The organism is Desulfomicrobium salsuginis (genome assembly GCF_054657795.1).
Genome location: NZ_BAAHYA010000002.1, coordinates 931,656 through 956,101, shown reverse-complemented (window position 1 = coordinate 956,101; position 24,446 = coordinate 931,656). Strand labels below are relative to the sequence as shown.

Genomic DNA, 24,446 nt, shown 5'->3' with positions numbered 1-24,446 from the left:
GCTCGTCAGGGCATCATAAGGCGCCGGACAAGGCAGAATTAAACGCTCAATTTTGCTTTGTCTGGTGCCACCAATCAACTGCGGGAGTTCCAACAAAAGTCAATTGACTTTTGTTAGCTGCTACTGCTAGCGCCAGTCTATAGTCGAGCCGCTCTGGAACGAATTCATGATATTGGCGTTCCGTGAAGAGCGAAGGGGGCTGAGAGGCGAAAGGATAAACATGAACGATTGTCTTTTCTTCTCGATCATATCTAGCATGTTTTCTAAGTTTATTCTTCACTAACTGTAGTGTACGATCTTTATGAATGATATACAGATGCGTCATCAGTTCCACTGCAAGAGGTTGCGAAGGCAGCATGATGACTTCGATACGATTGTAGTGGATGAGTTAGGGCTTAAGCACGGTCAATGCCGGGCTGATATTGCCGTTATTAATGGTCATCTCGTCGGATATGAAATCAAAAGTGATCAAGATTCGTTACGCAGGCTGCCGACACAGATCGATGCTTATAGCGCAGTTTTTGACAAAGCCTCTGTTATAGTTGGGGAAAGACATATTTGCGCTGTCAAGTCGTTAATCCCTGAATGGTGGGGAGTTATTCTGGCAACAGCAATACCACATGGTAAGCTTTCTTTCAAAGTTGAGCGAAGAGCTCGTTTGAACCGATCCGTTGATCCATTTTCGGTTGCTCAACTTTTATGGAGAGACGAAGCGGTATCGTTGCTTGAAATGTTGGGCGCTGAAAAGAAAATTTTGCGTGCACCCAGAAAAGTGCTGTATCAAAGTCTTTCTTCTGATCTCAACCTTGTCGATCTTCGCAGGTATGTGTGTTCACAGCTTAAAGCCCGAACAGGTTGGCGACGTCATGAACTACCTTCTCCATGTGTTGATTTGTTCCAACCTTGCGCCAAGTAGAAAGATTGCCAGTCTTCACTTTGCCAATGGCGCAATGGTAGATATACTCATCCCCCATTGAAAATTCTGGATCCCTGAAGTAGGGCGAGTTGATCAAGTCGTTGCATAGACTGCGATATTGTTCAAAACCGTGATCGCGAACATTTACGCCTTTCAAAATGAGCCATGCATCATCGATTGTGTAGCGGATCGTTGCAGATGGCTTTACTAGACGCATGTCCACTTGGGCGATATCCGTATGGCTGACTCCGTAATCTCCGAACGTTGGCACACGAGCGCCTTTTTCTCCTAGTTTCGCGACAATCCCCTTATATAACAGCCATTCCCATCGTGGAATTTGCGCCGGACTACGCCTGACCTCTGCCATGGTTTCAGGAAAAGATGAGCCTGTGACTGTGATAGTTTTCCACTCATCTTGATACGGCAAGCGGGAGAGAATGGCGCAGGCCAGTTTTGTGAATCCATCGATGGGTTCAAAATTTTTTGGAGAGCCAAGATCAAGAACAAGGTGACACTTATTCTGCTTAACTCGTAATTGCTCCAAGAGTCGATCAAGCATCGCTGCCAGTGTTGACTTTGCTGCTTCGCCTACTGAAATCCGTATACATACCCCTAGATTATCCACAGAAACAACATGGCTGATCGCACGTTGGTACGAAGGGTCTCGCGAAACACCCGTCACGGGCGTAGCTGCACATCCAAGGTTACGAAGATCTTCGAACACCTGGATTACAGGATGAATTCCATTAGCCAACAGCTTTCCTGCTGGCAGGTGGATCAAGTCCACGAAGCATGGCCGCCCCCATTTAGCCTTCACCCGCTTTCCGAACGGAGCGATATGATCGTCAAGGGACTTCTTTTCGGCTTGCTCCTCGAAATCAAACCCTATTTCTGGAACCTCAATCAAGGGTGTTATGCGTTCGCGAGTAGACGCCGACAGTTTAGCGATTGCCATGTACTCGCCTTGTTTCCAGCGTAGGCACGGAACGTAGTGGTTATGATTGAAATCCATGAGTCCCCCTCACTGTCAGAACTGTACCTCAGCAAACTGCTTGCGCACCATCCTTTGTCCAACCAAGTCGCTTAAAATGACGTAGTTGTCAGCGTCCTTCCTGATCCTGCCAGCCACGATAGATGGGTGTAATCCAATTTCTCGTGCGAAATCGATTACGGACTCTTTTGTACAGAGATAGCGAGGCAGTGCCGTCTCCCAAATTTCATCCGGGATCAAAATGTCCCCAGCAAGTTGGTCTGTAGTCTGCTCCAGTTCATCCGGTTCAGACTCCAAGTCATCAAAAATGCTTTCTAATTTTCCTTTTCTAAGATGATCCCTTACGTGAACAAGTTCATGCAATAGAACGAACCAGAAATTGTCGAGCCGATCGTAACGGATGGTCATGCCAATGACTGGGCGTCCGTCAAGAAGCAGGAATGCGGCTCCATCCAAGTACGTCTTTGGCAAGTGAGGCTCTATCACCAAGTGGATACCAATTTCTTTTAACGCATCACGAGCACGCAAAGGCCCGTCATCATATTGGCTCAGCCTTACCAATGCCTTGAACCAATCATCGGAGAGGGATGTTCGAGAAAATTTCGTCGGTAGGACATCGTTCTTAATTAGAAGCGTTATCCGGCACTGCCACGCCCAGAGAGCATAGACGTCCATTTCAGTTCCAAAACGCGCTTTATGCCTCAAAAATGCAGCCTGCCGTCTAGGCATAGCTGACTGCACATAAGCAATCGCCAATTCTTTCTTCTGCTCAATTGCCGCTGATAACGAGCCATCAAAGCCGAAATCGTCAAACCAGCGTCGCAGATACATCTCTTTTATCGGGAACAGATCCCATTGAATCGCTGGGTTGGCCTCTTCGTCATGGCTTTGATCGGTGCGAAATTCAGCTATCCCGCTAATATCCAGTGCCAGGATCGAAGCCACCTCTTCAAGACGCTTAAGATTTGCTGTGGCGTAACGGTCTGATTCATACCGCTGTATTTGCTGTTCCTTCCAGTTTAATGCTTCAGCAAGTTCTCTTTGCGACAATCCTTTTGCAATTCTTGCACTAATAAGTAAAAGAGGTAGATCGTTGATTGATTTTGCTTTAAATATAGTCACTGCACCTGATTTGAGTGCTTCATATTCCTTTACTTGGTCTGAAAGTTCGTCATGGATGCTTTGCAAAGCGTCAAATTCTGCCTTCGCAAGGATAGAAGAACCGAGCCTTTGATCGGCTTCGTGTATCTCAAAGGATTTTATGGCGTTTGCGAATTCATTGAGTTTCGCTTTTGTTATTTTATACTGTCGTTCATTCGTTATCATTGCGCTTCCTCCCCTTTTTCAAGCTAGCACGACCCGTATGATGCCCTTCGGCTTTCCCGAGTGCCGGTCAGATTGAAAGAAATCCAAAAATATTCTCCGCCCGTCAGCAGAGACGTTTGAGGGGAAAAACTCACCGCCGAATTTCTGTTTCTGATTCTTCCGCTTGTTGTCAAAGTCGAAAAAGACAGGGTCGAGTTTCTTCGTGTCCACGCCTGAAAGGTCCCAGCAGACATCAAAATCACCTGGCACCACTTTCTCTGTTACGAAGCTTCCGTCGAGGTAGATGGCTCGACACCCGGCGTTATAAAGTGATTGAGCCGCAAGCTTGAAGCCTTCGAATAACTTTCGGCGAACTGCGGTTGTGGCGAATCGATTCTCAATCTCATCGAGAGTCGCATCATGGATTCCAGGTGGGAGGACATCCCAAATCCCGTTTACGTCAACTAATTCCGGTATCATGACACAATAATAATGTTGTGTTAAGGGTGGGTCAATTAGGGAATTAAAAAATTTACGACGACTTAGGATGAGCTATTTTTTAGGCGGTTATTCCAGGTTGATACAAGTACCTCTGGAATCCGACAAAGATTTTGTTGATCTCCTCCGCCTTGCCCAGATCAGCCATGGCATCTTTCAGTGAGTTGCCGTAGCGTAGCCGCAAGAGAGGCGTCAGTTTCGTCTGGTCCAGTTCTTCAACGCCGACGTTCACGTAGTGTCCGAGCACAAAGTCCAGAAAAGCCTGCTGTTTGCTGTTGAAGCGCTGCTGGATGCTGATTCTGGCCCTGGCCGCTCTTTCTTCCCGCGTCAGGGGCACATCGGCGTAGGCCACATGGGCCAGCACGTCGAAGATGTCGCATTTTTCGGCATCGATAATCTTTTGCATATCAGCGAGCTGTTCCTTGCCAAAGCCTTTTTCCGCCAGACCGTCCAGGAGCCGGCGCCGAGTGTCCGGAACGCTCCAGATGCTTCGCAACTCATCTTCATCTTGGAAGAATTCCGGGAGTTTCCCAAAAAGCGCCTCCATGAACTGCGTGGATGACATGGGCGTTCCGTCCGGGTGCCAGAAACTCGTGGCGACCATGTGCTGGATGGTGCGCTCCTTGCCGTCGGCCAGCTTGATCCTGGCCCTTTTGACGCATTTGCAAGGGCGCTGTCCGCATTTGGGGCATGGGTCCTTGGGACATACGCAAGGCTGCTGTCCACACTCCGGGCAGGGCGGCTTGGGGCACACGCATGGTTGCTCGCCGCAGGTCAGACACGGAGCAGGGGGCTCCTTGACGCAGACACAGGGGTATTTGCCGCAGATCGTGCAGGGTTCCGGCTCAACGGGCTCGCCATCCCATTCGGGATCGTTGAAGTGGTGATGGGCCTCCACGAAGTCGTAAATCGTGAAATAGTCCTTGCCGTCGTACAGGCGCGTGCCTCGTCCGATGATCTGCTTGAACTCGATCATGGAATTGATGGGCCGCATGAGCACGATGTTGCGGATGTTGCGGGCATCCACGCCGGTGGACAGTTTCTGCGAGGTGGTCAGAACCGTGGGGATGGTCTTTTCGTTGTCCTGGAAGGCCCGCAGGTGCTGTTCGCCGAGCACCCCGTCATCGGCCGTGACGCGCTGGCAATAGTTCGGGTCCCCGTAGGACTTGAGCTGATTGACCAGGTCGCGCACGGCCAGGGCGTGGTCCTGGTTCGCGCAAAAAACCAGGGTCTTTTCGCGCTGGTCCATGAGGGACATGAAAATTTCGACCCGTTTCTTCTCCCGAGCCCTGATTTCGATGATGCGGTTGAAATCCGCCTCCCCGTAGATCTTTCCGTCCTCGATCTCCCCTTCGATCAGCGTGTCGTCGGACGTGTAGACGTATTCGTCCAGCGTGGTGGCGATCTGCTTGACGCGGAACGGCGTGAGGAAACCGTCGTTGATGCCGTCTTTGAGCGAATAGATGAAGACCGGGTCGCCGAAATAGGCGTAGGTGTCGGCGTTGATGTCCCGCTTGGGCGTGGCCGTCAGGCCGAGTTGCACGGCCGGGGCGAAGTATTCCAAGATGCCGCGCCATCTGCTTTCGTCCCTGGCGCCGCCGCGATGGCACTCGTCGATGACGATGAAATCGAAGAAGTCGGGCGGGTAATCCCCGAAATAGGGGCTCGGTTCTCCGCCTGTTGGCGGTCCGCACATGAAGGTCTGGAAAATGGTGAAAAAGATATTGCCGTTCTTGGGAACCTTGCCTTTCTTCCTGATCTCGTCCGGTGCGATGCGCACCAGAGCGTCCTCGGCAAAGGCTGAAAATGCGTTGTAGGCCTGATCCGCCAGAATGTTGCGATCGGCCAGGAACAGGATGCGCGGCCTGCGGCTCGGCTCGCCATCCTGCCGCCAATCCTGCAGGTTCCAGCGGCTGTGGAAGAGCTTCCAGGCGATCTGGAAGGCGATGAAGGTCTTGCCCGTGCCCGTGGCCAGCGTCAGCAGGATGCGGTCCTGGCCGTCGGCCATGGCGGATAGGACCCGCTCCACGGCGATGTCCTGATAATAACGGCCCTGAAAGTATCCACCCCGATCCTCGAAGGGCACGGCCTTGAAGCGGTCCCTCCAGAGATTCTTCACGGCGAAGGTCCGCCCCCAGAGTTCTTCCGGCGTGGGGAAGGCGGAAACTTCGGCCTCGCTGCCCGTTTCCATGTCTACGGCATAGATGCCCTGACCGTTGGTGGAGTAGGTGAAGCGCACGGCCAGCTTGCCGGCGTAGTCCTTGGCCTGGGCCAGCCCTTCGGTCAGCGCCTTGTCCCAGGCCTTGGCCTCCACCACGGCCAGCTTGGTGTTACGGTACTCAAGGACATAATCGGCAGTGAGCGCCTTGGCCCGTTTTCCCGCGCCCTGGATGCGTCCCATGGTGATGGGGTACTCGGGCCGGATGCGACTGCCTTCGACCACGCCCCAGCCGGCGGCCTTGAGGGCCGGGTCGATGTGGAGGAGGCGGGTTTCGGCTTCGTTCATTGTGTCTCACCTGTGCGTTACAAACTGGTTTGTGTCTCATTTATTGCGGGATTTGAGACACAATCTCGGCGTCTGTATCGCCTTGGGCTTGGTTTGTAAAAATTAAATCAAGAAATGATATCTCTGTCAGCCTCTCTAACTCGCTGATTTGATTTGCCTGGGCATGATCTGGTGCCTTTGGAGACACTCCGAATCAAAACCCGATCAAGAAACTTCCAAGGCAATGTCCCGGTCCTGAACCGTCACAACACCTCGAACCAGTCTTTCATTTTCAAGGCCATCAACTTGCGCCGTTCTTCGAGAAAATCACTGTATTCCGTGATCGCGCCACTGAGCAGGCCGTCCGGAATGCAGTTCATGCGCAGATTTGCATGCAGATCGTCCTTGTCCGTGATGCCTCCGTATTTCTTCGTGCCGCCCTGGACCTGGTCGGCCAGTTCCGCAAAATAGACGGCAGGGGCCTTGGCGCCGATTGCGATGTTGATCTCGCTCTGGGCGATCACGAAGTTGGCGATCTGGTTGTAGCTCCCGCGGGACAGACCTGCATCCTTGAGGTGCTTTTTGGGAAACACGTGATGCACGTCGGCCCGGTTCAGAAGCAGGTCTGCCACGGTGATGTCTCGTGACAGAAAGCCTCGGTCCCCGAGTTTGATCTGCGCGGCCTGATAGCAGCGAAAATAGGGGCTGATGCTTGAGGACGTATCAAGGAACTGCGGCAACATGCCTGTCCAGAAGCTGTCCGGCAGTTCGTTGGGAATCACCGCATCCGCATACGCAACCACACCTCTGTTATCAATCTGACGGATATCGAAGTCGATGGTCGATTCCGGGGCGCTGCTGTAGCGCTTGCTGAGCATGGACATGACGAACCAGCGGCGCACCAAGCGTTCAAGATCGTCGGCGGGCACTTTTTCCGATCGGCCGCGCAGATAGAGTATATAGGCGAAATTGACGGCGTTCTGGCTGCCGATCAGGTTGCTGACGATGAATCCCGCCGACCGCAGGATCATAACGATGCGGTCGAAGTGGGTCTTGTTGATGAACGCGTGAATGCCGTTCTTGAGCTTTGCGAACGACTCCTCCGCAATGGCCTCCTCGTACTGCTTGGTCTCGAAATTGCGCCCCGAGAGCAGGGCCACGAGGTCCTGCAGTTTCCCGCGTCCAAATTCCGATGTGAAGGCGACGCGCAGCATGTCGGTGTAGGTCGGGTCATAGATGTCGTCATTGACGTCGGCGACCCACTTCATCTTGTCGAAGAATTCGGATTCGACGAAGGCCTTGTCGCCCTTTTTGATCTTGGGAAGAAATTCAGGGGCCACGGCGAGATGGCAGAAATAGTCGATGGCCTTGCGCAGCATGTTGCCGCCGTAGGTCTCGTTCACCGCGATCTTGGACATGGCGAAGTCGGCTTGCGACAGAGGGGCGCCGGCCGAGTTCACGCGGATGAAGATTTCGGTCACGGTCTCGATATCCAGATCTTCCGCCAACTCGATGATGCCCACATGGTTGTGGATGATACCGCGCAGCTTTTCGATCACCTTGTAGACATCGTCTCTGGGGACATCGGGGTTGGCCGAACAATAGGCCTCGACCATCTGGAAAATGCTGGCGTTCGCGGCGAAGACCTGCGCCACATCCGGCAGCCAGGCCGAGTCTTTGCGGATGGCCGGGTTGGTGACCTCGAATGTCTCGTTTTGCGGATTGAAGGCGATCTGGATCTGCCGCGTCTCGTAGTCGTCCGTCAGCACTTCCTGGCCAAGAAGGGACGCCATGAGTGCCGTGACGCGCTGTTGGCCGTCGATGAGGATGCGCTTGCCAACGGAGATGGAACCGTCCTTCAGTTTGACCTTGGGATTGCGCCAGGCGATCAGATAGCCCACCGGATAGCCCTGATACAGGGAGTCAAGCAGGTTGCGGACTTTGGTCGCTTCCCAGACAAAAGGACGCTGGATTTCAGGGATGGCTATCTCACCGGATTTCACCCAGGTCAGGAGTGTTTCGATTGGATGAGGGGTCACGGAGTAGCGTTGGGTGGCCATTGTAAAGTTGCTCCGGGGTGTGGGGATCAGAGTTGGCCGCTGAAGGCTTGGTGTAGCAGGGATTGCTTTAACGCATCCAACGCGGCGAGTTTGCGCTCGTAGATGTGGGCGAGGCGTTGGGTTTCTTCTGACAGAGCGTCGAGTTTGGCAGCAATCGTTTTTTGCTCTGCAACCGTTGGTGGCAGCCAAACGGAAAGCGCACTCCACTTCGATTTGTTAATGATGGGCAGCGTGGCTTGGCCGGATGCGTCGATCACTTTGCGCTGAAATGTTTCGGTCAGCATTTGATAATAGATGAACCGGTTTGACGACCCATCGCTCGGTGTGAGTGCGTTCACTTGCTGGTTTGTGGTCACGCTTTGCTCGCAATAGCCGCATTTCCCTATGGTCGCACCAATGCAGACCATGAGCACTGAGCCGGCAGGAACGATGCGTGAGCCTTCTGCTCCGCTTTCGCTCAGTCTGTTTTTGTTGTAGTCCAACGTGCCGTCCTTGTTGAAATCGCCCGGCTTCACGAAGGAGATAAAGTCGCCGTAGTTCGATTGGTCGGATGTTTTGGGCGTCGAACCGGTCTGTGTCTTTCCAATCTCTTCTAACGTTTTCTCCACCCACCCCTTGCCGCGCTGGAAGAATACGGATTGGAGGTAGCTTTCGAAGAGGGCGCGGGCGTTTTGGAGGTTCTTTTCGGCGTTGGCTTTGGCAGTGGCGAGACCCGCAAACGCCTCGTCGAGAATGGCCACGATTCGTTGCTGCTCGAAAAGTGGAGGGATAGGAACCTGAAGTTCTTTAACCGCGCCACACGTCAAATGCGGGACTGTTGAGCCGGAACGAATTTCCTCGAAGCCCTGTTGCATGTCGGGCGAGTTGAAAAAGAACGAGAGGAATGGACCAGTGATTACATCTTTGAGTGGCGTGATGACAATCATCGCATGACAATTGTGCCCCTCGTGTTCTTCTGTGACAACTGCCGAATGACCAATGTGTCCACTTTGAACCAATAGTACATCACCAACCTTCAACGTCGATTTTTTGTTCTTTTGATTGAATTCCTCAGAGATGAAGGTTTTCCCATCAAAAGACAGGTTGTTGTTCCGAACGTGCCTAGCAAGGAGGTAGGGAATACCGGACTCAACATAGATATTTCGAGTTGGTCCAACGTAGCCATTAGTCAGGCGCGTAACCACATCGCCGAGCCGCTTAATCTGCCAGCCGTTCTTCATAGCAAAGCCTTGATGTTGCTCAGTAGTTCGGCACTCTCGGCATCCAGCGCCGCAATCTCATCCATAATCTCCTGCGTGCTACGGTGTTTCACCTCATGGCCGTTATTTGGATTCTTGACCGACAGATCAAAGCTCGTCCGGTCGATCTGAGAAACCTCCACACTCCAGCTTTTGGGCGAGTCGGCCCTGGTTTTTTGCAGTTCTACGAACTCGGCCATATCAGTGTCGTTCAGGGCCGTAGTTTTGCCTAGGCTGCGGCCGGGATCGAGTTGATAGAACCAGACCTTGCGCGTTGGGCGGCCTTTTTCGAAGAAGAGGACCACGGTCTTCACGCCCGCGCCCTGGAACGTACCGCTGGGGCAATCGAGCACCGTGTGCAGGCCGCAACTTTCGAGCAGCAGTTTGCGCAGAGACACTGAGGCGTTGTCCGAGTTGGACAGAAACGTATTCTTGATGACCACGGCTGCACGGCCGCCGGCTTTGAGCATCTTGATGAAGTGCTGCAGGAAGAGGAAAGCCGTTTCGCCCGTGCGGATGGGGAAGTTCTGCTGGACCTCCTTGCGTTCTTTGCCGCCAAAGGGCGGGTTGGCCAGGATCACGTCGAAGCGGTCCTTGTCCTGGATGTCGGCCAGGTTTTCGCTCAGGGTGTTGGTATGGACGATGTTCGGGGCCTCGATGCCATGCAGGATCATGTTCATGATGGCGATGACGTAGGCCAGGGACTTCTTTTCCTTGCCGTAGAAGGTGCGCTCCTGCAGGGCTTTGAGGTCGTCCGTGGTCAGGTCCGGCTTAGCCGAGAGGTAGGCGAAGGATTCGCACAAGAAGCCGGCCGAACCGCAGGCGCCGTCATAGATGCGTTCTCCGATCTTGGGCTGCGTGACCTGGATCATGGCCCGGATGAGCGGGCGCGGCGTGTAATATTCCCCGCCGTTGCGGCCCGCGTTGCCCATGCGCTTGATCTTTTCTTCGTACAGTGCGGAGAGTTCGTGCTTTTCGCTCTGGGAGCCGAAACGCAGTTCGTCCACGTGGTCGATGATGTCGCGCAGGGTGTAGCCGCTCCGGATTTTGTTTTTGATCTCACCGAAAATCTCGCCGATCTTGTATTCGATGGTGTCCGGCCCGGTGGCCCGCTGCTTAAAACCGTGCAGATAGGGGAACAGCTTGCGGTCCACGAAATCGACCAGATCATCCCCGGTCATGGCCTTGTTGTGGTCCAGCTTGCCGCCGCCATTCTTCGGAGCGGCCCAGGCCTCCCAGCGATAGGGAGTGTCAAGAATGAACGAATACTCCCGCCCCTCCAGTTCCGCTTCCGTGGCCTTGTCCTGCTCCAGCGCGTCGAGGTATTTGAGGAAAAGGAGCCAGGATGTCTGCTCCGTGTAATCGAGCTCCGTCGTGCAGCCGCTCTCTTTCCAGAGCGCGTCGTCGATATTCTTGAATGCTTGTTCGAACATGGTGTCCCAAAAATGAAGAAACTCGGCAATTCAGCCGACTCAGGTTAAAGAAAAGTCCGACCAGGCCGGAAATCCACGGGTGTTTTAGAGCATAACTCCTGTATGACACAAGATAAATTTGCCCTTCGAAGGATTGACGCCGGGCTGAGTGATCTGAACTGCACGTTCAAGGAGAATAAAGGGGAGGGTGCTGGCAGGATCCGGGCACAAAGCCACCTTCGGAAATGGCGGCGAAATAATTACAAAGAATCGAAACCTCTAACAGTCTCAGATCAAAGGCGCGGTCGAAATGGAAAAACCCGAAGCTGGATACTGCGCCGGCTATCAAAGCCGGGAGGTCCAGCAGCTTCGGGCTGGAATAAAATTATCTGGCCCGCTCGGGGCCGTCAAAGGAGAGTGCGTTCAGACGTAGTTTGATGCGACAGTCCCCAAGTTACGGGTATTAGATGCTGTAACATGTTGACAATTTGAATTTTGTCGTCTTTATTGAAAGAATTGCGGCCTCGAAATATTCATCAGGATAAACCGTGGGCGGTCACATGTTCTTCAGGCGGGAAGATTGAGTTTTCGCTTCGCTCGAATGATTGGTGGAAAAATTGTAATGGTTGGTGCAGGTACAATACACTATGAATATCGATGAAACAATCGGACGAGTAAAAAACCCCCTTGCGATGGTCGCCATTTTTGCTGCTTTGTCTGAGTTAGCGATGGCGTATGTTATTATTAATCTCCCAGAGAGACTTCAAGTAATTTTCATCTGGTTTGTGATGGGCTTTCCGGCTGGTCTTGTTTTGGCATTTTTCTTTGTTTTGTATAAAAAGCCAGCTGTATTTTTTTCTCCTGGTGACTATAAAAAAGAAGAGCTATATGTTACATCTATAGGAATTAATGGAATTGATAAAGAATATGATGGCCGAATTAAAATAATTGAAGAACAAATTTCTGCAATTCAAGATTTTATTGATGGAGCGAATCTAGATTCTGCTGCAAAAAATGTGTACCTAGAAGCAAATAAAGCTATTCAGAAGCAGCAAGATTTAGAAAAAAATCAATTATATAAATTTATAACGGTAGATCTTGGAGTTGATCACGCTATTGCGCAACGCCTTATTGAATCATCGAATGACGCTTGGGAATTATCTACACGACTGGAGACAGAATTTAAGGATCGACGGATGGCCTCGCGATTATCGAGCCTTCTCTCCTCTTTTCCTAATGCGGTGTCTGATTTTCTAAAAATTAAATCTTTAATTTCTGCCGAAGGGGGACGAAAGTGACATCAGGTATCTTCTTTGTAGAATTTTCTGTTGGCCCTAACAACGTCGGAGGTGGGCTCGCCGTAATCGCGGAGGGTGATATTAACGGCGGTGACGCAACATATCTCTATCGTGGATATATTGATGTGTACGGAAATCAGGCAAAAGCTGTAATCGAAGTCAGCCACTACCGCGGTCCATTAAACTCCGTTTTTGGGCCATTGAAAAAATTTACGCTTGAATTAAATGGTTTTTCGGATGGTCATGCATTTGATATTCAAGGGGCTATTACCGGGACTACGAGTCCGATAATCCACATTGTTGGGCGAAAAGTCTCACCGCTCTACGAACGCAAAGATTAGAACTTGCTGGAGCTTACAGCCAAGTGAATATCGTATAACGTGGCGTATAATTTGTTTTCTCAAATTAATAAATCATTTTTAATTCAAACTGTTAATATTAAAATTCGAGTCTCGCCTCCTACCAGGAATGACAAGGGTCCGCGAATTTAATGGTTCGCGGACCCTTTTTCATTGTCACCTCGAAAATCACCTTTTTCCGAATTCCCCGAGGTGTCGATCACCTTTCAATCATCGTCCAGGCAGTTCCGTTCCGCGATTCATAATCTCAATATAGGCGGCATAGCTGAACAATCGGTTGCGCTTCCTGGCGGTCAACTCCTTGACGATGCCGAGTTGTCCCAGGTGGGCGAGGGACTTGTTGACGGTTGCCGGGGTGAGACCGGTCTTCTCAACCAACGAGCCGGATGTGGCGATAGGGTGCTCCAACAGAGCCCGGTGAATGTGCAGGGTGGACGCTGCCGCCCGGCCAAGGCCGCTGATTCTGTCGCGGTCAAGGTTTGAGAGGGCGATGAGCTGCCGGGCCGTATCCACCGCCTGACCGGCGGTGACGATGACGGCCTCGGCGAAGAAGTCGAGCCAGGCTTCCCAGTCGCCCGTCAGTCGTACATTGTTGAGCAGTTCATAGTAGTACTGGCGGTGGGTTTTGAAGTAGAGGCTGAGGTAGAGCATCGGCTCCCTCAGCACCTTCTGGTCGTAGAGGAGCAGGGTGATCAGCAGCCTGCCCAGGCGGCCATTGCCGTCGAGAAACGGGTGGATGGTCTCGAACTGCACATGAGCCAGCGCCGCCTTGAGCAACACCGGGGTCGGCTCGGGCTGGTCGTGGAGGAATCGTTCGAGCTTGCTCATGCACTCGAGTACGTGCTCGGCGGGAGGCGGCACAAAAGCCGCATTGCCCGGCCGGGTGCCGCCGATCCAGTTTTGGCTGCGCCGGAATTCTCCCGGCGTCAGGCCGCTGCCTCGCCCCCTGTTGAGGAGCACCCCGTGAATCTCTCGGAACAACCGCAGCGATAAAGGCAGCCCACCATCCAGGAGGTGTCGGCCGTGATCAAAAGCCGCGACGTAGTTGCTGACTTCCCGCACGTCATCCAGGGGTACGCCTGGTTCCTGGTCCAATTCGTAGAGCAGCAGGTCCGACAGTGAGGACTGCGTGCCCTCGATCATGGAGGAGAGCACCGCTTCTTTTCGGACGTACATGTACAGAAAGAGTGAAGTGTCCGGGAGCAGGGTCGAAACGCTGTCCAGTCGCCCAAGCGCCAGGAGCGCCAGGTCGAATTTGTTCCGCAATTCAGGTGTCCAGTCGATGGGAGGACGCGGAGGCAACGGTGCGGGAACAAAGGCTTGAGCTTTCTCGCCCACCGTCGAAATGATCACGTATTTGCCTTGGAGTTCTCGTTTCATTCTGCCTTCCGCGAAACTAAAATAAGGCGCCTTATTATTTTATGTTATTAGCTCTTCCTGAAATAAACGAGCAGGGGTGAGAAATCAATCAGATTTCGACAAAAGATGATTTTTCAAGACGAGTGCCCCAACGGCGAAATCATCGCCATGCGGCGCCTGTCGCTGCTTCGGATCAATCCCTATCCTGATATATTGAATTTGCACATTTTTCTGTAGAGCGTCTTTCTTCCGATATGCAGCATTTGAGCTGCTTTATTGCGATTGTTTCCGACTATGTTGAGCACTCGAAGAATGAGCTCCTTTTCATGCTGTTCGAGAGTTAAAGACGCAGCGCTGCCATCATTGGCATCTCCCCTGCTGGCGATAATTTCAGGCGGGAGCGAATGGGCCGTGAGCAACTCGTTTTCGGAAAGGATGATGGCTCTCTCTATGACGTTGCGCAGTTCGCGGACATTGCCTGGCCAGTGGTAGGACATGAAGCATTCCGAGGCGCGTTTCGAAATCTTGTAGAGTGGTCTTTCTGGGTAGAGGTGCCCAAGAAAGTATTCCGTCAATACCGGGATGTCCTCTTTGCGTTCGCGAAGGGGAGGGATCTCTATGCGGAAGATATTGAGCCTGTGGTACAGGGCCTCGTTGAACCGCCCGGCTTCGACCTCCTTGGCCAGGTCCCGGTTCGTCGCAAACAGGAACCGGACGCTGACGGTGCGTTCCTCGGTGTCGCCAACGCGTCTGTACTTTTGTGTTTCCAGGACCCGTAACAACATCGACTGCACGTCCAAAGGCAACTCGCCGACCTCGTCCAGGAATAGCGACCCGTTGTTCGCCAGGGAGAGCAGTCCGTCCTGTGAGTCCATGGCGCCGGTAAACGCTCCCTTCCGATAGCCGAACAGCTCGCTGCGCAGCAGATCCTTGTTGAAGGTCCCGCAGTTTTTGACGACCAATTTCTTTTCCGCGCACGTGCTCTTGTCGTGAACGGCATTGGCCACGACATCTTTGCCGACGCCGCTTTCCCCCGTTATCAGGACCGGCGCCCTGGTTTTTGCCACCTTGTCGATGAGGTAGCCGACCCGCTTCATGGCAATGGAATGGCCGATGAGCGTGCGTACCGGTCTGCGCGAGGCCGATGTCCTCAGGATACGGTTTTCCCGTCGCAGCGCCGAAGCCTGGAAGGCCTTCTCGATAACCAGCTTGATCTTCTCCAGGGTGAAAGGCTTGGTGACATAGTCATAGGCCCCCATTTTCATTGCTTCGACGGCAACGCTGACCTCCGAGTATCCCGTAATCATGACCACTTCCGCGTCCGGCAAGGAGTTCCGGAAATGTTCGAGGAGGGTCAATCCATGCCCATCGGGCAGCCTGACATCCAGCACGATGACGTCGAAATCCTGTTTGTTGCTGATGGTCAAGGCTTCGCGAGCGGTGCTTGCCGTCGTTACCACCCGGTTGGCTGCGGCCAGTTCTTTCTCCGCAAGGCGGCAGATGGATGGTTCGTCGTCCACAACGAGAAGATTGATGGCGCCAGTTGTGTACATGATGCCCGATCCTAATCAGTATGATGTGGCAGGATTACCTCAAACGTGGCTCCGTTGCCCGGTTCGCTTTCCACGGAGATGTAGCCGCCGTGTTTCCCGATGATGTTGTAGCAGGTTGACAGCCCGACTCCGATTCCTTGTCCGGGCGGTTTCGTGGTGAAAAACGGCTCAAAGAGTTTGGGAAGGTTATCTTCCGGTATGCCGATGCCGGTGTCGCTGACTGTGAGAATGACCATGTTGTCCCTGAGCATGGTGCTGACTGTAATTCTTCCGGAGTTCTGAATTGCGTGGAGAGCGTTCAGGACAAGATTGAGCACCACCTGCATAAGTTCGCCCGGGTGCCCGAGCACGACGGCTTCGTCCAGTGCAAGGTCCAGGGCCATGATGTCGTGAGACAGACGGCTCAACCTGGGGTGCAGCAGTTTGATGGAATTGCGGATTACATCGTTGAGATCGACGGGTACATAGAAGTTGATTTCGCGATGGCCGAAGGTGAGCAGGTTCTGCACGATGTCGGAGCACCGCCGACATTCCCGGAGAATGGTTTGGAGATATTCCTCGAAATCCGCTATCACGTTGCTTTTGTTGCATAAGGCCGCGATTTCGCGCAATTCGTCGAGTTTCAGGGTCAGCGCCTCGGCGAAACCTCCGATTCCGGTCAGGGGGTTGTTGATCTCGTGCGCCACCCCTTCGGCCAGGATGCCAATGGTGGCCATTCTCTCGGCCTGGAAATATTTTACCTGAAACTGCTTTTCACGGGTCACGTCACGCTGGAGCAATATGATTCGTGTCGGCGTATTCTCTGCATTGCGCATGATGGATGCCGTGCATTCAATCTGGCGTTTCTCTCCATTCCAGTTGAGTGTTTGCAGATTTCTGGCAACTTGCGTTGAGCACTCCAGTGCTTGCGTCACAGGACAATTTGTGCATGGTTCAGTGCACCCCTTGAAAACTTGGAAGCAGTGCAAGCCATACGGCTCGACTCCTTTATATGTTCGGAAGAAGGCCTTGTTTACGGAAAGCAGCATGAAATCCATGGACAGAACGGCCATCACATCGGGAATGCCGTCAAGAATGTTCTGTGTCTCTTGGCGGCGCTGTTCGATCTTGACGTTTGATTTTTTGAGCTCCGTGATCTTCCTTTGAACCTCCCGGAAGAAACCGAGCTTGATTGTCTCGATTCCGCAGATGTCTCCGAGGTCTGCGTGGTTGGTCATCACCATGCTCCGTAATAGATGTTGAGAATATCCTTCCAATCGGCCGGGCGGGGGTTGGTGCGCAGACAGATGTCCTTTGCCGCGTTCTGGCTCACGGTGGGAAGCATCGTATTGTCCGGCAGGATCTCCCTTAGACGCGATGGGATGCCGATTTCGGCCCGCAATTCTTCGAGCGCTTCAATGCCCGCCTGCGCCGTGGCCTCTTCCGTACTGAACGTTTTCCCCGTGATGATCCGGCCGATGGTTGCCATCTTGTTCATGCACGAGGTCAGATTGTAGCGCATGACATCCGGGAGGAGCATGGCGTGCGAGATACCGTGGACGACATCGTACATGCCTCCCAAGGCGTGGGCCAGAGCGTGTCCAAGGCCGACGCTGGCGTTGGTGAAGGCCATGCCCGAACAGGTTCCGGCTATCGCCAGTTGCTCGAGGTCATCGAGGTGAAACGCCTCCAGGGCGAGCCGGAAATGCCGAATGAGCAAGTCGAGTCCCCGCATGGACTGCAGTTCGGTAAATGGATTGGCCAGAGGGGATACAAACGACTCGACGGCATGGGCCAGGGAATCGAATACTGGTGCGATGAGGAGGTCGCGGTTCAGGGTCACAAGCAGCGTCGGGTCGGAAATCGATATGTTCGGGACCAGCGTGCGGCTGATGATGGTCATTTTGATGCGGCGATCGACATCAGTGATGACCGTGAATTGGGAGATGTTCGATTCGCTGCCGATGGTCGAAGGAATGAAGACCATGGGAGGGAGGGGGTGTTTGACGTGATTGGCCCCTTCGTAGTCCTTAATGTTTCCTTTGTTGCTGACGACGAGCGCAATGCCTTTGGCCGCGTCCATGGTGCTGCCTCCCCCGAGCGCCAGGATCACGTCTGCTTCCTTTTCCTCGTAGTACTTGGCGCCGTTGTGAACCTGGTAGTCCCGTGGATTGGGCACGACGTCGTTGTAGTATACAAAGTCGAGCTTTTCCCGGCGAAGAATCTCAAAAAGCTTGTCCACCCATCCCGCCTTTTCGACTCCTGGGTCCGAGACGACGAAAAGTTTCGAGGCGCCGAGCTGCTGTGCACAGATTCCTGCATACTTCAGACTGCCTCGTCCAAAAATGATTTCAGGGATGGTGAACTTGTAAGCATCCACGATGGGCTCCCGGGATTTTATGGGGTGGTTACGGGCGCAAATACAAATATCGGTCCAGCCGGGCTGGCACGAGCCGAGCCGACGCCCGTCCTCATGCGCTGCCGCAGCCGGTTTGGTATCAGCGATGAATCATTACAACCTGTTCGCGCTGTTAAGCAAGCCTGTTGTCATAAAGCCCGGCGGAATGTTTTTGGTCCGAAGCGTCGTGCCTGGTGTCGATCCGTACGATTTCCCATTTTCACGAGATCCGCGATGTTCTGCACGTCGAGAGCCCTCCGCTGTGACGTTCTCTTGAATCCATAATGAATTCGGTATGTTCTGTTTTCATGTGCAGGGAGCCCCAACTTATGGGCTCTGATCGGTGTTTTGTTGCGGATGGCATGAAGCGTAGCGGCGGGGTCATTGTGACCCCTGAAATTTGGAGCGGGGAGTCATTCTGACCCCGGCCATCAAACGGCGACCATCGGCATGGTGGGCACGTCCGTCGGAATGCAGCTGCGTCTCTTGTTTAATCGTATGAAATAAAAGCGATTTCTCAGTTGCATGAGATGGCGTGTTTTCCGGGCGAATCCGCTCGGCACATGGTCTTCATCTTGCTCAAGGGGAGGGAAACAGGGCTGCAACAGTCCGCATCCGCACAGGAGGTTACCGTGAGCAAGAAAATTCGTGAACACTGGCAAAACCTATTCGGAAATCACACGACCGAGAGTCCCCAAGACGATCCTCAGGCCGAGAAGGCTGTGGGACAGGGGCCGATGAGTCGCCGCAGGATGATCCAGTTGCTGGGCGTTCAGGCTGTCATCGGCGCCGGAGTGGTCAAGGGGGCGGTAGCCGCGCCCAAGAATTTCAACCCGAAGCATTACAACCGCGAGATCACGCCGGACCAGCTTCCCAACTCCAAGGCGTGGCTGACGGCCAATCCGACCCTTTGCGTCGGTTGCCGCACCTGCGAGATTGTCTGTTCCTTGAGCCATGACGGACAGTGTCAGCCGTCTTTAAGCCGGATCACCACCCAATACGACCCGACAAAGACCCTCGCCAAGTTTGCGGCCATGGCCGACGTCTGTCGCCAATGCAACATGGCCGATTGTTATCTCGCATGTGCGTATGACGCGCTTACGCTGGACAAGGCGACTGGCGCACGCGTCATCGACCCTGCGAAATGCACCGGGTGCGGGGAATGTTTCGCCGCGTGTCCGTGGGACAAGATCGTCAAGAACGAGGCGACCGGAGTCTATTCGAAGTGCGACCTTTGCGGAGGAGACCCGCAATGCGTGAAGTATTGTCCAGCTGACGCCTTGTCATTTGTCGACCTGAGATAAACATCGATACCAAGGAGCGCTTGTAATGAACGGATGGACGGGAACCATAGCACGCGTTGATTTGAGTTCCGGAAAAGTCACCAAGGAAACTACGGAAAAGTACATCGATTATACCGGCGGGATCGGGATCGGCTACAAGGTCGTCTTCGACGAGGCTCCCCTGGCCGATCCCTTCAGCCCGGATAACCGCCTGGTCTTCGCCACGGGGCCGCTGACAGGTACTCTGGCCCCTTCCACGGGGCGCTCGGAGGTCATTGGAATTTCGCCGCACGTTTATGCACCAGGCTCGAAGCATCCTCTCGTAACCCGCAGCGGCTTCGGCGGGTACTGGGGGGCAGAGCTGAAATTCGCGGGTTACGATGCCCTGATCATTCAGGGCAAGGCGCCCAAACCCGTGTTCATCAACATCAACAACGATTCCGTAACCATTGAGGACGCGGGGTTCATATGGGGACAGGATACGTTCGCCGCACAAGACGCTCTCAAGGCCAAGCTCGGGGATGAGAAGGTCCAGATCGCTATCATCGGTCCTTCGGGGGAGAAATTGGTGCGCATATCTCCCATTATCCACCGCATCGGAAATGCAGCGGGACAGGGCGGGTTCGGCGCGGTCATGGGATCCAAGAACCTCAAGGCCGTATGCGTGCGGGGCACGGGTGGGGTCAAGGTCGCCGACAAGGATGGGCTGATCAAATATGTCAAGAGTGTACGCGAGATTCAGCCTGGTCCCTTGGGTTCAACGCCGCTGTCAACAGGGGCTTTGAGCTGGACTGAAAAGCATATCGACCCAAAAGACATCAACAAGCAGGCATTGCGCTTCGACCAGACCAAGAGTTGCGCGCCGTGGCTCAATGAATACCACGTGAAGCCGCAGTCGTGCTACGCCTGTCCGCAAGGGTGCTATTCCTACATGAATGTCCCTGGAATGGGCGGCGGAGCGGTGAGCTGCACGCAGTGGTTCTATTCCTGGATGGGCAACAGGGACAAGGCCACGTTCCTGGCCAATCAGCTGGCCAACAAGCTCGGCGTGGACACCTTCGAGATGTTCCCCATGATCCAGTTCGTTTGGTTCCTGCAGGATCAGGTCGTCGACGGGAAGAGCATCCTGCAGCATCTGCGCGACAAAAAGCTTGTGTCCTCCGAAATTCAGACCGGACTGGAGAGCGGGCATTACCCGCCCAAGGGCGACCTCGGGACAAAAGGGCTTGAGACGCTGATGCACATGATCGCCTATCGCGAAGGGTTTCTCGGCGACAGTCTTGCCGAGGGCTTCCGTCGCGCCATGGACATCATCGCCGACAAGCTCAACGTCATGGGCCTGAAGGACGTGGCCGAGAGGGTCATGCATTTCGAGAACATGGAAGGGATCATGGGCGGCGTTGTCGGCGGCAACGGCGGCTGGGGCATGTCCGCCCATTATGACCCGCGTACCTATGGCTACTATTGGGCGATCAATTTCGCGGTGGAGAATCGAGACCCGAACCGGCATTCCATGACCAACCTCCTCGAATGGACGGGGCTGAAATTCGATCAGGCGCTGCCGGTGGCCAAGACCATCTGGGGCGAAGAAGTGGCGGAAAACGGGCTGAACGACATCTGGCGTGACCGGGACGTCCCGATCACCTGGAACGGGGAGAAGTCGGCCAAGGCCCACGCCGCGCTGGGCAGGTTCATCCACATGCGGGCCTGCATCAAGGACAGCATCACGGTCTGCGATTGGGTTTACCCCATCATGACCAGCGGCCGGGAGGACCGCAAATACACCGGGGACGTCTCGGTCGAGTACAAGCTCTTTGAACTGGTCACCGGGGAAAAGATGAACCAGGACAAGCTCAACGAAAAGGCCGCCAGAATCTGGAACATGCACAGACTGGTCACGGCGTTGGAGTGGGGAGGCGGCAAGCCGGTCAACCTGCGCAAGGAACACGACCAGTTGCCGGAACATTTCTTCATTCCTGCGGAAGACCGCCTGCTGCCTCCATATCCTCCGGCCGAGCATCCGCACCCCCCGCTCGATCGGGAGCATTTCGAAGCGGCGAAGACGGAATATTACAACTACATGGGATGGGATACGGAAACCGGTCTGCCGAAGCGATCCAGCCTTGAGGCATTGGGCATGGGCGATGTCGCAAAGGCCTTCGAGGCAAAAGGGTTTCAACTTCCCGCGTGATCCGGAGGCACCGTCCTGAGTCCTCCTTCATCAGGGCGGTGTCATGGGACGGCCAGGAGGAATCCGTGCCGGATGCCTCCTCGTCCTTTTCCACCCACGTTGTCATGGACAGGCCGGGGAGACATGCTCCCCGGCGCTGTTCCAAGGAACGACAATGAAAATACTGCTCCTGGCCCCTCCAGGTCTGAGGATGATGAATCCCGTGACGCTGGAGCCGGATATGCTGGCCCCCAAGACATGGGTTCCGTTGGGCATCGCCTCGCTGACCGCGGTCTTGCGCGCCGCCGGCTTCGACATCGCCATGGCGGATCTGCACGATGCCGAATGGGAGGATGTCGCACGAGTACTGGCCGGTTCGGGCGCGGATGTCGTCGGCATCAGTTTCTTCACTTTTGGGCGCGTGAACGCCATGCGTACGGCTTCCCTGGCCAAGCAGATCCTGCCTGGAGCCACGGTGATAGCCGGTGGCCCGCACGCCACGTTCTTTCCGGGCCAGGTGCTGTCCGGAGGTTGTGTGGACATCGTAGTCATGGGCGAGGGCGAGTCAACCGTGGTCGAACTGGCCGCGGCGCTGGATCGCGGAGCGGATTTTCGGGATGTGCCCGGCATCGCGTACCGTCAGGGGCAAACCGTCCTCACATCGGCGCACAGGGCCTGGACCGAGAATTTGGATGCATTCCCGTTTCCCTCCTACGAGGCCTTCGATTTGTCCCAGTACAAATCTCCGGAAATACCCGAGTGCTACCAAGGCCTCACGGGAACGCACGTCATAACCTCCCGGGGCTGTCCCTTCACGTGCCGGTTCTGTTCCGTGAACAGGTTCTTCAACGGGAGATGGGCATTCCGATCACCCCGCAATGTCGTCGATGAACTCGAATCCCTGGTCCATAACTTCGGTGTGCGGCATGTCTATTTCTCTGACGATCTGTTTACACTTCGCCCCGAAAGGGCAATCGGCATTTGCAAGGAGATTCTTGACCGCAGGCTGGACCTCGTTTGGATGGCCGAGACGCGCGTGGATTGCGTGGACGAAGAGTTGCTGCGCTGGATGCGCCGGGCGGGATGCTATCGGATCTATTACGGTGTGGAGTCGGGGAGTCCGAAAATACTGCACGCGATCAATAAACGCTTCACGGTGCGCCAAGTGGCCGAAGCGTTCGAGATGACGCACGGGGCAGGGATCGAGCCATGTTGCTTCCTCATGGTCGGCAACCCCGGAGAGACCCCGCAGACCATTGCCGAGACCGTGTCGTTGGTGAATGCCATCCGTCCTGCAACATTGCCAACCATAGGCATCGCCACCATTCTTCCAGGAACGGAATTGTACGAACTCTCCAAGCGTCAAGGATTGATAAACGACGATTACTGGATGACGGACGAGTTTCCGCCACTCTATACAGGAGAATATGACGTCGATGGCCTGATCATGTTGCAAATGATGCTCACGAAAGGAACATGTTCGGAATTGTATGATCAGCTCTGCGACATGGGATTTGATGAAGGGTATTTCAGACTGCGGAGGCTTCAGGCCTGACTGTTCAAGACGATCCCGAGTTTGCTCCCTCCTTTTGGGTTGTTGGGCGGAAAATTTTCCGACGTATCCACCTGTCCGGCACTTCCGTGCCCCGGCCCATGACCTCGATCTAACCCGCATTGCTGAACATCCGGTTGCGCTTTCGGGCGGCCAGGGCCTTGCTGACCGTTGCCGGGGTGAGGCCGGTCTTCTTTGCCAGCGAACCGGATGTGGCGATGGGGTGCTCCGGGCAGGTCGCCCCGGCCGCGCGCTGCGAGTCCGGCGCCTGGTTTCATGGCCGAAGGCGTCGTCAAGGCCATTACAATCAGGCCGACAATGCGCTATGCGAAGCGAAATGGTCCGGAAGACACAGGTTCGTGGTTTCCGAAAATGTGATTGGTCAGAGGAGAGAATGATGAGAAAAATCGTAGAGTCGGTGTATTGGGTTGGGGTCGTGCATTGGGATAGAAGGCTGTTCGATTCGCTTGTCCCGTTGCCGGACGGGACAACGTACAACGCGTATGTGGTCCAGGGGTCTGAAAAGACGGTACTCATCGACGCGGTGGACCCGGAATTCTCGCAGACGCTCATGACGTACCTGGATGGCGTCGAGCGCATCGACTATGTCGTGTCCCAGCACGCCGAGCAGGACCATTCGGGCTCCATCCCCCTGGTGCTGGCGCGCTTTCCCGAGGCCAAGGTCATGACCACCGCCAAGGCCAAGCCCATGCTCATGGACCTGCTCAACATCCCGGAAGACAAGTTCGTGGTCGTGGCCGACGGGGAAACCTTGTCCCTGGGCGACAAGACCCTCAAATTCATCCACACTCCCTGGGCGCACTGGCCCGAGACCATGTCCACCTATCTGGCCGAGGACAAAATCCTCTTCAGTTGCGACTTTCTGGGGTCGCATATCGCCAGCAGCGACCTCTTCGTCACGGACAAGTGCCGGGTGCACGAGGCGGCCAAGCGCTATTTCGCCGAGATCATGATGCCTTTCCGCAACATCCTCGCCAAGAACCTGGACAAGCTCGCGGAGTACGACATCGCCATGGTGGCGCCAAGCCACGGGCAAATCTACGACAGTCCGGGCTGGATCATCGAGGCCTACCGCGAGTGGGTCTCGGCTCCTCCGCGCAATCTCGTGTCCCTGCCGTACGTGTCCATGCACGGCAGCACGGCGCGCATGGTCGACCACCTGACCGCGGCCTTGGCCGAAAGGGGCGTGCAGGTCGAACTCTTCAACCTGGCGGTGACGGACATCGGCAAGCTGGCCATGTCCCTGGTCGAGGCCGGAACCATCATCGTCGGCGCGCCCACGGTGCTGGCCGGGCCACACCCCCTGGCCGCGTACGCGGCCTTCCTGGCCAACGCCCTGCGGCCCAAGGCGCAGTACCTGTCCATCATCGGTTCCTACGGATGGGGCGGCAAGACCGTCGAGACATTGGCCGGCATGATCCCGAACCTCAAGGTCGAGGTGCTGGAGCCGGTGCTGTGCAAGGGGCTGCCGAAAGCGGACACCCTTGAAGCCCTCGACAGGATGGCGGAGGCCATCGCCGCGAAGCACCGCGAAAGCGGTTTCCGCGATTGAAAGGGCATGCTGACGGA

18 protein-coding genes are annotated in these 24,446 nt (G+C 54.7%); 7 read left to right on the top strand and 11 right to left on the bottom strand.

What is annotated here, in order from left to right:
* Positions 1–316: 316 nt before the first annotated feature.
* A complete protein-coding gene (locus ACYQ3G_RS11445; protein WP_459825949.1) occupies positions 317–916 on the top strand; it encodes a sce7726 family protein in 600 nt (199 codons plus the stop codon).
* On the opposite strand, the gene ACYQ3G_RS11440 is transcribed toward ACYQ3G_RS11445, so the two are convergent.
* The 7 genes from ACYQ3G_RS11440 to ACYQ3G_RS11410 form a co-directional block, all read right to left on the bottom strand.
* Positions 840–1,928, bottom strand: a complete 1,089-nt coding sequence (locus tag ACYQ3G_RS11440) for a beta family protein (protein ID WP_459825948.1) — start codon at positions 1,926–1,928, stop codon at positions 840–842. The two genes, ACYQ3G_RS11445 and ACYQ3G_RS11440, sit on opposite strands and share 77 nt — an antisense overlap.
* Positions 1,929–1,943: 15 nt before the next feature.
* Positions 1,944–3,233: an XRE family transcriptional regulator gene (locus ACYQ3G_RS11435; protein WP_459825947.1), complete on the bottom strand. Its 1,290-nt coding sequence runs from the start codon at positions 3,231–3,233 to the stop codon at positions 1,944–1,946.
* An 18-nt stretch (positions 3,234–3,251) separates the two neighbouring features.
* Positions 3,252–3,692, bottom strand: coding sequence for a DUF6932 family protein (locus ACYQ3G_RS11430; RefSeq protein WP_459825946.1), 441 nt, complete (start codon positions 3,690–3,692; stop codon positions 3,252–3,254).
* A gap of 79 nt (positions 3,693–3,771) precedes the next feature.
* A complete protein-coding gene (gene hsdR, locus ACYQ3G_RS11425; protein WP_459825945.1) occupies positions 3,772–6,216 on the bottom strand; it encodes an EcoAI/FtnUII family type I restriction enzme subunit R in 2,445 nt (814 codons plus the stop codon).
* A gap of 242 nt (positions 6,217–6,458) precedes the next feature.
* Complete coding sequence (locus tag ACYQ3G_RS11420) at positions 6,459–8,255, bottom strand: GmrSD restriction endonuclease domain-containing protein (protein WP_459825944.1); 1,797 nt, start codon at positions 8,253–8,255, stop codon at positions 6,459–6,461.
* Between the two features lie 26 nt (positions 8,256–8,281).
* The gene (locus ACYQ3G_RS11415; protein ID WP_459825943.1) at positions 8,282–9,475 is read right to left on the bottom strand and encodes a restriction endonuclease subunit S; all 1,194 of its coding nucleotides are present in this window, start codon (positions 9,473–9,475) and stop codon (positions 8,282–8,284) included.
* Positions 9,472–10,926: a class I SAM-dependent DNA methyltransferase gene (locus ACYQ3G_RS11410; protein WP_459825942.1), complete on the bottom strand. Its 1,455-nt coding sequence runs from the start codon at positions 10,924–10,926 to the stop codon at positions 9,472–9,474. The genes ACYQ3G_RS11415 and ACYQ3G_RS11410 overlap by 4 nt, the downstream gene beginning before the upstream one ends.
* A gap of 626 nt (positions 10,927–11,552) precedes the next feature.
* On the opposite strand from ACYQ3G_RS11410, the gene ACYQ3G_RS11405 reads away from it, so the two are divergent.
* Together ACYQ3G_RS11405 and ACYQ3G_RS11400 are read left to right on the top strand one after the other, a co-directional pair.
* Positions 11,553–12,203, top strand: a complete 651-nt coding sequence (locus ACYQ3G_RS11405; RefSeq protein WP_459825941.1) for a hypothetical protein — start codon at positions 11,553–11,555, stop codon at positions 12,201–12,203.
* A complete protein-coding gene (locus ACYQ3G_RS11400; protein ID WP_459825940.1) occupies positions 12,200–12,544 on the top strand; it encodes a hypothetical protein in 345 nt (114 codons plus the stop codon). Before ACYQ3G_RS11405 ends, ACYQ3G_RS11400 begins: the two co-directional genes overlap by 4 nt.
* Positions 12,545–12,772: 228 nt before the next feature.
* Here ACYQ3G_RS11400 and ACYQ3G_RS11395 read toward each other — a convergent pair whose 3' ends face one another.
* From ACYQ3G_RS11395 to ACYQ3G_RS11380, 4 genes are all read right to left on the bottom strand, one after another.
* Positions 12,773–13,942 (bottom strand): Fic family protein, encoded by a 1,170-nt coding sequence (locus tag ACYQ3G_RS11395; protein ID WP_459825939.1) that lies wholly within the window; start codon positions 13,940–13,942, stop codon positions 12,773–12,775.
* A 179-nt stretch (positions 13,943–14,121) separates the two neighbouring features.
* Positions 14,122–15,474 (bottom strand): sigma-54-dependent transcriptional regulator, encoded by a 1,353-nt coding sequence (locus tag ACYQ3G_RS11390; RefSeq protein ID WP_459825938.1) that lies wholly within the window; start codon positions 15,472–15,474, stop codon positions 14,122–14,124.
* Between the two features lie 11 nt (positions 15,475–15,485).
* Positions 15,486–16,691 (bottom strand): PAS domain-containing sensor histidine kinase, encoded by a 1,206-nt coding sequence (locus ACYQ3G_RS11385; protein WP_459825937.1) that lies wholly within the window; start codon positions 16,689–16,691, stop codon positions 15,486–15,488.
* On the bottom strand, positions 16,691–17,833 hold the full coding sequence (locus ACYQ3G_RS11380) for an iron-containing alcohol dehydrogenase (RefSeq protein WP_459825936.1): 1,143 nt from the start codon (positions 17,831–17,833) through the stop codon (positions 16,691–16,693). Before ACYQ3G_RS11380 ends, ACYQ3G_RS11385 begins: the two co-directional genes overlap by 1 nt.
* Positions 17,834–18,483: 650 nt before the next feature.
* On the opposite strand from ACYQ3G_RS11380, the gene ACYQ3G_RS11375 reads away from it, so the two are divergent.
* The 4 genes from ACYQ3G_RS11375 to ACYQ3G_RS11360 all read left to right on the top strand — a co-directional run bounded on the left by ACYQ3G_RS11375 (position 18,484) and on the right by ACYQ3G_RS11360 (position 24,429).
* Complete coding sequence (locus tag ACYQ3G_RS11375) at positions 18,484–19,155, top strand: 4Fe-4S dicluster domain-containing protein (RefSeq protein WP_459825935.1); 672 nt, start codon at positions 18,484–18,486, stop codon at positions 19,153–19,155.
* Positions 19,156–19,180: 25 nt separating this feature from the next.
* A complete protein-coding gene (locus tag ACYQ3G_RS11370; RefSeq protein WP_459825934.1) occupies positions 19,181–21,325 on the top strand; it encodes an aldehyde ferredoxin oxidoreductase N-terminal domain-containing protein in 2,145 nt (714 codons plus the stop codon).
* Between the two features lie 154 nt (positions 21,326–21,479).
* Positions 21,480–22,859: a B12-binding domain-containing radical SAM protein gene (locus ACYQ3G_RS11365; protein ID WP_459825933.1), complete on the top strand. Its 1,380-nt coding sequence runs from the start codon at positions 21,480–21,482 to the stop codon at positions 22,857–22,859.
* Positions 22,860–23,253: 394 nt separating this feature from the next.
* Entirely contained in the window at positions 23,254–24,429 is a 1,176-nt protein-coding gene (locus ACYQ3G_RS11360; RefSeq protein ID WP_459825932.1) for an FprA family A-type flavoprotein, read from the top strand.
* Positions 24,430–24,446: the final 17 nt, after the last annotated feature.